The sequence below is a fragment of the Streptomyces cyaneus genome (genome assembly GCF_004028635.1).
GTDB lineage: Bacteria > Actinomycetota > Actinomycetes > Streptomycetales > Streptomycetaceae > Streptomyces > Streptomyces cyaneus.
This window is the reverse complement of the sequence record NZ_RQJW01000008.1, coordinates 391,750-402,861: the sequence shown is the minus strand read 5'-3', so window position 1 is coordinate 402,861 and position 11,112 is coordinate 391,750. Positions and strand designations below refer to the sequence as shown.

Genomic DNA, 11,112 nt, shown 5'->3' with positions numbered 1-11,112 from the left:
CGTCAGCGCCGGGTGCCGATGCCGACGAGGGTGCGCTCGTACGGGTCGAGGAGCGCGCCCCGGACGTGGGTCCCGACGCCGGTGATGATGCGCTGGTGCACCAGCGGTACGACGGCGTCCGTGCCGAGGATGCGGGCCTCGGCGGCCATCGCCGCGTCCTGCCGCTCGGCGGTGTCGCCGGTGTCCTCGGCCTTGGCCACGGCCCGGTCGACGTCCTTGTCGCAGAGCTGGGCGATGTTGTAGCCGCCGTCGCAGGTGTAGTCACTGGCCAGGACGGAGATGGGGTCGCCGGTGTCGACGAGGGTGTTGCGGGCGAGGACGAAGGCGTCGAACTTTCCGGCCAGCGCGTCGCTCTCCAGCCGCGAGTACTCGCGCACCTCCAGCGTGACGTCGAACCCGGCCTTCTCCAGCTGCTGCTTCAACACCTGGGCGGCTTCCGGGAGTTCGGGCCGGTTGTCGTAGGTGGCGAGCGTGATACGAGTCCCCTCGGGCTTTTCGGGCTCGGCCCGCCCGACCGGCTCGGTCCGCTTGCCGGCGGCCCACGTGACGGCAGGCCCGTAGATACCGACGCCGGCATCGGCGTACCCCTCATAGACCCCCTTGGCGAACGCGGAGGTGTCGACCGCCTGCCGAGCGGCGGCCCGGAGCCCGGCGTCCTTGAAGGCACCCTTCTCGGTGTTGAGGAGCAGGCTCGTGGTGCGGGTCGTGGCGGTGGCCTCGCGGGTCGCCTTGTCGAGGGTGGCGGCCTGGGCGACGGGGATCGCCTCGGCGAGGTCGACCTGGTCGGTGCGCAGGGCGCTCGCGCGGGCGGTGCCGTCGGCGACGAACTTGACGTCGATGCCGGCGGCCTGGGCGCGGCCGCCCCAGTAGTCGTCGTAGCGGTCGAGGGTGGCGGCGGTGGCGCCCATGACCTTGGTGAGCTCGAAGGGTCCGGTGGCGGTGCCGACGGGGTCGACGTCGTCCTTCTTGTCGTACGCCCTGGTGGAGAGGATGGCGAGGGAGGGGCTGGACAGGCGCAACGGCAGGACGGGGTCGGGGTCCCCGGTGGTGATCCGTACGCCGGTGCTGCCCTCGGTCTTCGCGGTGAGGGTGACGCCGGCGAGGGCGGCCGGGGCGGGCTCGGCCTGCGTGGCGTGGGTGAGGGCGGCGGCGACCGCGGCCGGGGTGACGGCGGAGCCGTCCTGGAAGGTGGCCTCGCGCAGGGTGAACAGCCAGGTGCGGTCGTTCTCCTGACGCCAGGAGGCGGCGAGGGCGGGAGCCGCGGTGCCGTTGGCGTCCAGCGCGGTCAGGCCCTCGGTGACGCCGAGTCGGCTGAGGATGGTGGAGTCGGCGCCGTACGGCGAGAGGTTCTCGGCGGGCGGGAAGGCGAGGGCGACGCGGAGGCGGGAGCCGTCCTGGGCGTCGCCCGTGGCGTCGGTGCCGCCGCCGGAGGCGAAGCAGCCGGCGAGGAGAGGCGCCAGCGCGAGGGCGGCGAGGAGCGGACGGGTTCGGCGTGGCACGGTCTATCGCTCCATCGGTGTGTCGAACGGTATCTCGAAGTGGACGACGCCGCCGGCGCCGCCGGTGTCCTCGCGTTCGTCGTGCACGACCTTGCCGAGCGAGCGCCAGAAACCCTCGGCGCCGGGCACCTTCGGGTCGGTGTGCAGATAGACGGCGCGGTAGCCGCCGTCCGCGGCCGCGAAGGCAAGGAGTTCGTCGACGAGCCGCCGGGCGAGGCCGCGCCTGCGGTGCTCGGGGCGGACGTAGACGCGGCGCAGCTGCGCGGTCTCGCCGCAGGGGTAGCGCTCGGCGAGGTGGCGCGGGTTCGGCGGGTGGGCCGGGCCGCGGGAGTCGAGGGCCGCGGTGGCCACGACAGCGTTGTCGCCGGGGGCGAGGGCGACGAGGAGGGTGTGGCGGCGCGGGGCGAGGTAGGCCGCGGCCGGGTCGATGATGTCCGCGTGCCAACGGGGCACATAGCCCGTGCCGAAGTCGTGGTAGACGGTGTCGAGCATCAGGGCTCGCGCACCGTCGAGGTCGTCCGGGCTCGCCGCCCTGATGCTGTAGTCGTGCACTTGCACATCATATGCATTAAGCAAAAGCAGTGATCGTCGCAGCCCCCTCGACCCTCGCAACCCCCTTACGGACCAAGCGATTTGACAGTGATCACGAGCCCGGCCAGCCTGGCCATATGACATCCATTTTCAACAAGGGTACTCTGGTCCCGAAGGCGGTTCGCTGATGCGTATCGCGTTCGTCGGCAAGGGCGGCAGCGGCAAGACCACCCTGTCGGCGCTCTTCTCCCGCCACCTCGCCCGCGCCGGCGCGCCCGTGCTGGCCATCGACGGCGACATCAACCAGCATCTCGCCGAGGCGCTCGGCCACGACGGGGACACCCTGGACGCGCCGCCCCTGGGCGCCCACCTGAGGGACATAAAGGAGTTCCTGCGCGGCACCAACCCGCGCATCCCCTCCGCCGACGCCATGATCAAGACCACTCCGCCCGGCAGAGGCTCCCGACTACTGACCCTGCTCGGCGACGACGAACTGCACGCGCGGCACGTCCGGCGCGTGGGCGACGTGCCGGTGATGGTGACGGGCGAGTTCGACGAGACCGACCTGGGCGTGGCCTGCTACCACTCCAAGCTCGGTGGGGTCGAGCTCTACCTGGGCCACCTGGTCGACGGCCCCGGCGAGTACGTGGTGGTCGACATGACGGCGGGCGCGGACGCCTTCGCGTCGGGCCTGTTCACCCGCTTCGACATGACGTTCCTGGTCGCGGAACCGACCCGCAAGGGCGTCTCGGTCTACCGCCAGTACCGCGACCACGCCCGGGAGTTCGGGATCCGCATCGCGGTCATCGGCAACAAGGTGACGTGCGAGGACGACCTGCTCTTCCTCAAGGAAGAGGTCGGCGACGACCTCCTCACCCACCTGGTTCACTCCTCCTGGATCCGCGCGGCCGAACAGGGCCGGGAACAGGGCGAGCTGGAGTCCCACAACGTCCACGCCCTGAACATCCTGCGCGAGACGGTCGACGCCCACGCCAAGGACTGGCCCGCGATGCACGGCCACGCCGTCGAGTTCCACCTGCGCAACGCGCGCTCCTGGGCGAACGAGGCGACCGGCCTCGACCTCGCCGCCCAGGTGGACCCGGATTTCGTACCGGGCCCCTCCGCCCTCGCCTGAAGTTCAGGGGCTGCTGAGTCGTTCGGCGGGCGCCGCCGGCCGGAGGCGGGCCAACAGGCTTTCCCGCTCTTGAGCGAAGCGAGGGTCGGCTGCGTTGTCCTCGTCGCCGAGAATCGGCGTGAAGAGGGGATGCTCGACGGTGCGACCGTACGACGCCGGGTCGCGCAGCGGCTCGGCGTCCACGAGGGGGCCACTGTGGGCGGGGAGCCGTACGTCAGGAGGGTGATCCTGCGCCGGATCCGCGGGCTCATCTGGAGGATCGCGGCCACGGCCCAGACGGATCCCTGTCCGTGGCCGGAGAGCAACAGGACGCCACCGTTGGCCCGTTCCCACACGGTGGCCCGCCACTGCAGATCGGGCACGATCCGCTCGGCGAGGCACGGCGGGGCGAACGGCTGGGCGGCACGCGGCCAGAAGGTGGTGACGTCCCACAGCAGGCCGGTGAACCGGCGGGTGCCCTGGTACTCGTACGCCATCCAGCCGAAGACGAAGCAGGCGCCGACGAAGACAGGGCCGAGCAATTCGCCGAGCACCTTGATCAGGACGACGGACGCCTCGTCGTGGATCAAGTCGTCATGAGCCCGCAGGGCCGTTGGGATCCGTTCGCCATGCTGGAGTCCGCCGTGGCAGCGGACCTGCGGCGCGCGCTGGCGCTGCAGCCCGGCCGGACCGGGAAGAGCCCATTGGCGAGCGCCTTCGAGGATCCGCCGTTCCCGGCCAGGAAGTGGCTCGTCCTGGTGGACGCGGTCGACGAGGTGCACGACGCCCAGCTGCGCGACCTGTTGGAGGACGCGCTGACCAAGTACGCCAGCACCCCGCATCTGACGCTGGTGGTCACCAGCCGCGACTGGTTCTGGTCGCGGGGAATCGAGCAGGTCTGGCTGGAGAGCCTGCGACTGTGCCGGCTGAACCTGGACGTGCACCGGTCCCTTGTGTCCAAGTACCTCACCGCATTCGGTCTCAGCGGCGAGGACGTCGTGACCGCCTTCCTCGCCGAGCTCGAGGCCCGTCGGCTCACGGGCCTCGCGATGCAGCCGATGTTCTGCGTGGCGTTGTGCAGGGTGTTCGCCGAGGACGGAGGGAGAGCGCTGCCGGCGGGCCGCGGGGGCGCTGTTCGACGTGCTCACCGAGATCATGCTGGTCGGCGCGGCCCGGCGGGAGTCCGCGGTCGACGTCAAGCCGGGCCGCCTGCGCGAGTTGCTGGTGACCCACGCAGGCGAGCGCGGCCGGCCCCATCAGGTGCCGCTGACGCTGGACGACCTGATCGACAGAATGTTGGACCGGGAACGCACGACGCCTTCCCAGGCGCGGTGGAGTGAGATGGTCCGCGCCCATCTCTATGGCTCCGGGCTGCTCGCGCCCGACGCACCCGACGAACATCCCTTCTCGCACAAGCTGTTGGACGCCTACTTCGCGGCCCGCCACTGGCTGGAACAACGCCCCCGGCCGGATGAGAGGGACGTCCGGGAGATCGCCGAGAACTGCATGAAGAGCCACGCCGAGGATCACGCCCTGTTCTGTGCGGAACACCTGGTCCGGCGTTCCCCCCGTGTCGTCCTCTCTCTGCTGACGTCCTGGTCCGCGCGGCGCCGTAGACCGGCCGCGGTGATGGTTGCCAAGCTCGCCCGAGACGGTGTGCCTGTCCCGGAAGCGCTGCTCGCCCCGACCCTGAAGACCCTGGCGAGCTGGGCGGCCAAGGTGAAGGGAGCGACGCCGCGCTCGCCCGGACCCAGCCCCTCCCTTCCGGACGAGCCGGGTTGGCCCGAGTGGGCAGCGGCCCAACTGGGCTTTCTGCGCTTCGGCCCGAGTACAGGACTTGACTCATCGCCGCCCTGAGTTCCATGCGGCTGCCAGGGCGGTGGGCTCCGCGGCCGGCGGCCCCTCCCTCGTGCGGGGAGGGGCCGCCTGTGGTCGGCGACGGGCACTGTCCCCGAGGGGACAGTGCCCTCCCGGCCTACCGCGGCACCGCCGCGACCGGCGCCGGCGCATACCCGGTCGGCCGAGCAGTGAACGTCCCCCGCCCCTGCGTCCGGCTGCGCAACCGCGTCGCGTAGCCGAACAGTTCCGCGAGCGGCACGGTCGCCGTCACGACCGCCGAGCCCGTCCGCGTGGCCGAGCCAGAGACGCGGCCGCGGCGTGCCGCCAGGTCGCCGAGGACGGTGCCGACGGCGTCCTCGGGCACGGTGACCGTGACCTCGACGACCGGCTCCAGGAGGACCATCGCGCAGGTGCGCAGGGCATCCCGGAGACCGAGTCGGCCGGCCGTGCGGAAGGCCGTGTCGGAGGAGTCCTTCACGTGGGTCGAGCCGTCGGTGAGGGTGACGCGCAGCCCGGTCACCGGGTGACCGCCGAGCGGGCCTTCGGCGAGGGCGTCCCGGCAGCCGGCCTCCACGGCACGGATGTACTCCTGCGGCACGCGACCTCCGACGACGGTCGAGCGGAACTCGAAGCCCGATCCCGTTTCCAGGGGTTCCACGTCGAGGACCACATGCGCGAACTGCCCTGCTCCGCCGTCCTGTTTGACGTGCCGGAAGACGAAGCCGGACACCCCTCGGCCGACCGTCTCGCGGTAGGAGACCCGGGGTCGGCCGACGTTGACGTCCAGCCCGACCTCCCGCCGGATCTTCTCCACCGCGACCTCCAGGTGCAGTTCACCCATGCCGGACAGCACCGTCTGGCCGGTCTCGGCGTCGGTCCGTACGACCAGGGACGGGTCCTCCTCGGCCAGCCGTGCCAGCGCGGAGGCCAGACGGTCGGTGTCGGTGGACCTGTGGGCCTCGATCGCCACGGACACCACCGGGTCGGCCACGCTCGGCGGTTCGAGGACGAGCGGGGCTTCCGGCGCGCAGAGCGTGGCGCCCGGACGGGCCGACTTCAGGCCGACCACGGCCACGATGTCCCCGGCGACCGCCCGGTCCACCTGGGCGTGGCGGTCGGCCTGGACCTGCAGGATCCGCCCGATCCGTTCACCGCGCCGCGCGCCCGAGTCGAATACCGTGGCTCCCTTCTCGATCGTTCCCGAGTACACGCGCAGGTAGGTGAGCCGCCCTGTCGACGTGGCACTCACCTTGAACGCCAGCGCCGCGAACGGCGCCGACGGGTCGGCCGGCCTGTCCTCCTCCACCCCGTCGCGCAGGCCGCGCACGGCCGGTACGTCGAGCGGCGAGGGCAGATACGCCACGACCGCGTCGAGCAACGGCTCGATCCCACGGTTGCGGTAGGCCGAGCCGCACAGCACGACCACACCGTCCCCACTGCCGGTCAGGTCGCGCAGGGCGGCGACGAGGGTCTGCGGCGAGAGCGTCGACCGCGCGCAGAACTCCTCCAGTGCGCCGGCATGCAGTTCGGCCACCGCCTCTTCCAGAAGCCGCCGCCGCCGGTGCGCCTCCTTCCGCATCTCCTCAGGCACTTGTTCTTCTACGGCCGTGTCGGCGCCGTCGGCCCACACCAGTGCCCGCATCCGTACGAGGTCCACGACACCGCGGAAGCCGTCCTCCGCTCCGATGGGCAACTGCACGACCAGCGGCGCCGGGTGCAGCCGTTCCCGGATCGAGGCGACGGCCGTGTCGAGGTCCGCCCCGGCGCGGTCCAGCTTGTTGACGAACGCGATCCTCGGCACACCGTGCCGATCGGCCTGCCGCCACACCGACTCGCTCTGCGGCTCGACCCCCGCGACGGCGTCGAAGACGGCGACCGCGCCGTCCAGGACACGCAGCGAACGCTCCACCTCGTCGGCGAAGTCGACGTGCCCCGGCGTGTCGATGAGGTTGATCCGGTGACCGTCCCAGGCGCAGCTGACGGCCGCGGCGAAGATGGTGATACCGCGATCGCGCTCCTGCGGGTCGAAGTCGGTGACGGTCGTACCGTCGTGGACCTCGCCCCGCTTGTGGGTGGTCCCGGTGGCGTACAGGATCCGCTCGGTGACGGTGGTCTTGCCGGCGTCCACGTGGGCGAGGATTCCCAGGTTGCGGATGACGGCGAGGGTGTTGAGGTTGGTGCGCACGGCCCTTGGCCTTTCGAATGATCCGGTTGATCCGGAACGAAAAGGGTCAGCGCGATTCCCGGACGGCGCGTCCGCGCACATGAGCACGACCTGCCGCCCGATCAGAATCGGGAGAAGGCAGGGGCGTTGACGTGTTCGGGCGCTCTCAGGTGCTCGTCACGGGCATCCGGTGCCGACCGCGCAGCGGGCACCGGGAGGACCAGGACACGAGGATCACGTCGTACCGGGAGGGGGAGACGACGACGGCGGTGCGGTCACACACGGCCCGGCTCCCCTCGACTCATCACGGTGACGCGCCGTTGATGGTGGTGCGGCGCGTTGCTGCGTGGTGAGTGTAGGGAGCCGGGCGGGGTCGAAGCAGCTGATTTTCAGTGGTCGTCGTCGATCGTGATGGCCGAGGCGGGGCAGACAGCGGCAGCCTCGCGTACGGCCGCGAGCAGGTCCACTGCGGGGCTCGGTTCGAGGAGAGTGACTTCAGGCTCCTCACAGAACAGCGCGAGGAAATCGTCACCGGCCTGTCCACGGTCGTGGCCGACTGAACGCCCGAGCGCCTGGGACGGTTCACCGCCGATCTACGGCAGTTCAACACCGACATCGAGCGCATCACCTGGCGCCCGTGGCCGAGGAACGCGACCGATGCGGACCATGAACGCACATCCGCATTGAGTGCGGGGCCCGCCGACCACGACTGACGACAGGTCAGGCGCCGTCATGGGACAGCAGGAACTCGCGGGCGACAGCGGCACCGCGATGCGCGCGATGATCGACGCCTCGGCCGCCGGACGGCTGGGCACACCGGCCGACATCGCCGCCGCGACCGCGTTCCTCCTGGGTCCCGACTCGACGTTCGTCAGCGGCACCGACCTCCTCGTCGACGGCGGAGTCGTCGCAGCCCTGCGCGCCGGCCCGCCCAGCCCGTCCGCCTGACCGGCCGCGCCGGCGAGCCGAGCCCCTCCCCCAGACCGACCCCTCCCCCGGACGACCCGCTTCGGCATCTCCGCGGGCCATGCGATTCATACAGGCGGGCAGTGCGATTCTCATAGGCGTCCGGTGACAGACGAACGATGCCCCGCGGTCCCCTGTTCTGCCATCGTGGTAGGTAAGAGGCGCTGGTCAGGGGCCCGCCCCCGACCGCCAGCCCGTCCCCTCGCGGGAGGCTCATCGTGGACAAGCGGTACGAGGTGTACTGCCTCACTCATCCGCACTTCTACGACACGCCGTCCCACGGCCGGACGCGCGGCCGCTTCCACCAGACCCTGCGCCCGCCCCCTGCCTCGTGGTTGCGCGAGGAACTCGGCGACTGGGTGGTCTACCGTCCCGTCGACACGCAACTTCCCCGACAGGGCTGGAAGATCCACGCCTCGGCGTGTCCGGACAACGCGCAGCTGATCCTGGACGCGGTGTGGGACTACTGCGTCCAGCGTCGTATCGCCTTCAAGTTCCTGCCCGGCCTGGACACCCTGTTCCTCGCCAACGCCAAGTACGCGCACCGCGGGTCCAGCGGCAAGTTCGTGACCATGTACCCGGCGGACGAGGCCGAGTGCGAGCGCATACTCACCGAGCTCGGCACCGCCCTCGACGGTCTGCAGGGGCCGTACATTCTCAGCGATCTGCGCTGGGGCGCCGGTCCGCTGTACGTCAGGTACGGCGCCTTCGCCGACCGGTACTGCGTCTCGGCCGACGGTGTGCTGGAGCAGGCGGTGGAGGACCCCTCCGGACGTCTGGTACCGGATGTGCGAGGTCCCACCTTCCAGGTTCCCGAGTGGGTGCCGTTGCCCGGATTCCTCGAACCGCATCTCGCCGAGCGCCACCGGACCACCGTCGCCGACCTGCCCTACCGGATCGAGAGGGCACTGCACTTCTCCAACGGCGGCGGACTGTACGCCGCGGTCGACACCCGCACCGAGGAACGTGTGGTCCTCAAGGAGGCCCGGCCCCACGCGGGACTCACCACCGACGGCGCGGACGCCGTCACCCGACTGGAGCGCGAGCGGACGGCCCTGGAACGGCTGCGCGGACTGCCCTGCGTACCCGAGGTCCGCGACCACTTCGAACTGGGCGGTCACCACTTCCTCGTCGAGGAGTTCATCGAGGGAAGGGCCCTGCACGAGGTGTTCGTCGAACGCTATCCGCCGACCGACCTGGACGCCGACGCGGCGGCCTTCGCCGACTACGCCTCCTGGGCCCTCGACATCCACCGGCAGGTGGAGGAAGCGGTCGCCGCGATCCATGAGCGGGGCATCGTCATCGGCGACGTGCACACGTACAACGTCCTGGTCCGTCCCGACGGCAGGGTGGTGCTGATCGACTTCGAGGGCGCGTCGGACGTGACGCAGGCGGGGCGCCAGGTCCTCGCGGCCCCGGGTTTCATCGCCCCCAGCGGGGCCACCGGCTTCGACATCGACCGGTATGCGCTGGCCTGCATGAGGATCTTCCTCTTCATGCCGCTGACGGGCCTCATCGACCTGGACGGCGGCAAGGCGGGGCAGCTCGCCAGGGAGGCCGCCCGGCTGTTCCCCGTTCCCCGGCAGTTCCTCGACGAGGCGGTCCGCACGCTCACCGGCGACGGCGGAATGGCCGCGGGCGCGGACGACGGACCCCACTTGGAGGCCGACCACTCCGGCTGGCTGCGCGCCCGCACCTCGATGTCCGACGCCGTCCTGGCCGCCGCCACACCCGAGCGCCGCGACCGGCTCTTCCCGGGCGACATCGAGCAGTTCACCCTCCCGGGCGGCGGCCTCGATCTGGCCCACGGTGCGGCGGGCGTGCTGTACGCGCTGGACGCGGCCGGCGCCGGACGCCACCCCGAACACGAGGACTGGCTGATCCGGCGCGCACTGCACCCGGAACCAGGAACCCGCCTCGGTTTCTACGACGGGTTGCACGGCGTCGCGTACGTCCTCGAACACCTCGGGCACCACGAGGAGGCTGCCAAGGTCCTCGACATGTGCCTGGGCGAGCACTGGGAAGCCCTCGCCCTGGACCTCAAGGGCGGCCTGTCCGGCATCGGGCTCAACCTGCTGCACTTCGCCACCACCCTCGGCGACGCCGCCTGCGGTGACGCCGCCCTGGACGTGGCACAGACCGTCGCCGACCGCCTCGGCCCGGCCGACGGCGTGCCCGAGACCAGCGGCGGCGCCCACCCGAGAGCCGGGCTGATGTACGGCTCGTCCGGGCCCGCGCTGCTGTTCCTGCGTCTGTACGAGCACAGCGGCGACCCGGTACTGCTCGACCTGGCCGCCACCGCGCTGCGCCAGGACCTGCGCCGCTGCCTGGAGCGCCCGGACGGGTCGATGGAGGTGAACGAGGGCTGGCGCACCATGCCCTATCTCGCCGACGGCAGCGTGGGCATCGGCATGGTTCTCGACGAGTACCTCACCCACCGGTCGGACGAGCGGTTCTCGGCCGCCGCCCAGGCGATCCGCAGGGCCGCGAGGGCATCGTTCTACATCGAACCCGGACTCTTCGACGGCGTCGCCGGAATGATCCTCCACCTCAGCCGCGCACACCCGCCGGGCACTGCCGCCGCGCGCGACCCCGTGATCGCGGACCACGTACGCCACCTGGAGCGCCACGCCTGCCTGCTGGACGGCCGTCTCGCCTTCCCCGGCGAGCAGTTGCTACGGCTGTCGATGGACCTGGCCACCGGCACCGCGGGCGTACTGCTGGCCCTGGGCGCCGCCTTCCACTCCCGGCCCACCGGGCTGCCGTTCCTGACCCCGGGCCTACGGCCCGCTCATGACCCACCCGTCCCCACGCGAGTTCGAGAGAGGAGGTGAGGACACATGTCGCTCCTCGAACTACAGGGTCTGACCACCGAGTCCGAGACCGGGTACCGTCCGCCGCCGGGCAGCCGGGCCAGCAAGGGGTGTGGCGGAGGCAGCCGGCTCAGCCTGCTGCTCTGCTAGTCCTGACAGACAAGGCGGGGGCTCTCTTTGCGCCCC

10 protein-coding genes and 1 pseudogene are annotated in these 11,112 nt (G+C 71.3%); 7 read left to right on the top strand and 4 right to left on the bottom strand.

Going from position 1 to position 11,112, the window contains the following annotated elements; genetic code table 11:
* Positions 1-2 precede the first annotated feature (2 nt).
* Positions 3-1,499 carry an ABC transporter substrate-binding protein gene (locus EHO50_RS30085; RefSeq protein ID WP_128434346.1) on the bottom strand — a complete coding sequence of 499 codons (1,497 nt, stop codon included), beginning with the start codon at positions 1,497-1,499 and terminating at the stop codon, positions 3-5.
* Positions 1,500-1,502: 3 nt separating this feature from the next.
* Complete coding sequence (locus tag EHO50_RS30080; RefSeq protein WP_128434345.1) at positions 1,503-2,051, bottom strand: GNAT family N-acetyltransferase; 549 nt, start codon at positions 2,049-2,051, stop codon at positions 1,503-1,505.
* Between the two features lie 166 nt (positions 2,052-2,217).
* Between EHO50_RS30080 and EHO50_RS30075 the strand changes: the two genes are divergently transcribed.
* Positions 2,218-3,165: an ATP-binding protein gene (locus tag EHO50_RS30075; RefSeq protein WP_128434344.1), complete on the top strand. Its 948-nt coding sequence runs from the start codon at positions 2,218-2,220 to the stop codon at positions 3,163-3,165.
* Positions 3,166-3,168: 3 nt separating this feature from the next.
* On the opposite strand, the gene EHO50_RS46130 is transcribed toward EHO50_RS30075, so the two are convergent.
* Complete coding sequence (locus EHO50_RS46130; protein ID WP_128434343.1) at positions 3,169-3,348, bottom strand: hypothetical protein; 180 nt, start codon at positions 3,346-3,348, stop codon at positions 3,169-3,171.
* 107 nt (positions 3,349-3,455) lie between these two features.
* Between EHO50_RS46130 and EHO50_RS46125 the strand changes: the two genes are divergently transcribed.
* Positions 3,456-4,484, top strand: a complete 1,029-nt coding sequence (locus EHO50_RS46125) for a hypothetical protein (RefSeq protein ID WP_128434342.1) — start codon at positions 3,456-3,458, stop codon at positions 4,482-4,484.
* 1 nt (position 4,485) lies between these two features.
* Positions 4,486-5,001, top strand: a complete 516-nt coding sequence (locus EHO50_RS30060) for a hypothetical protein (protein WP_128434341.1) — start codon at positions 4,486-4,488, stop codon at positions 4,999-5,001.
* A gap of 118 nt (positions 5,002-5,119) precedes the next feature.
* Here EHO50_RS30060 and fusA read toward each other — a convergent pair whose 3' ends face one another.
* Positions 5,120-7,168: an elongation factor G gene (fusA, locus tag EHO50_RS30055; protein ID WP_128434340.1), complete on the bottom strand. Its 2,049-nt coding sequence runs from the start codon at positions 7,166-7,168 to the stop codon at positions 5,120-5,122.
* A 371-nt stretch (positions 7,169-7,539) separates the two neighbouring features.
* On the opposite strand from fusA, the gene EHO50_RS44565 reads away from it, so the two are divergent.
* From EHO50_RS44565 to EHO50_RS30030, 4 genes and pseudogenes are all read left to right on the top strand, one after another.
* Positions 7,540-7,707: a hypothetical protein gene (locus EHO50_RS44565; RefSeq protein ID WP_181449716.1), complete on the top strand. Its 168-nt coding sequence runs from the start codon at positions 7,540-7,542 to the stop codon at positions 7,705-7,707.
* A 172-nt stretch (positions 7,708-7,879) separates the two neighbouring features.
* Positions 7,880-8,095, top strand: a pseudogene (locus EHO50_RS30040) (SDR family oxidoreductase); the annotation flags it as partial.
* A 236-nt stretch (positions 8,096-8,331) separates the two neighbouring features.
* The gene (gene lanKC, locus EHO50_RS30035) at positions 8,332-10,947 is read left to right on the top strand and encodes a class III lanthionine synthetase LanKC (protein WP_128434339.1); all 2,616 of its coding nucleotides are present in this window, start codon (positions 8,332-8,334) and stop codon (positions 10,945-10,947) included.
* A 6-nt stretch (positions 10,948-10,953) separates the two neighbouring features.
* Positions 10,954-11,076, top strand: a complete 123-nt coding sequence (locus EHO50_RS30030) for a class III lanthipeptide (protein ID WP_128434338.1) — start codon at positions 10,954-10,956, stop codon at positions 11,074-11,076.
* Positions 11,077-11,112: the final 36 nt, after the last annotated feature.

What these genes read in the sequence shown, in the direction of transcription:
- EHO50_RS30075 (WP_128434344.1), top strand. Translation starts at nt 2,218, where the DNA reads ATGCGTATCGCGTTCGTCGGCAAGGGCGGCAGCGGCAAGACCACCCTG.
- EHO50_RS30060 (WP_128434341.1), top strand. Translation starts at nt 4,486, where the DNA reads ATGGTCCGCGCCCATCTCTATGGCTCCGGGCTGCTCGCGCCCGACGCA.
- EHO50_RS30030 (WP_128434338.1), top strand. Translation starts at nt 10,954, where the DNA reads ATGTCGCTCCTCGAACTACAGGGTCTGACCACCGAGTCCGAGACCGGG.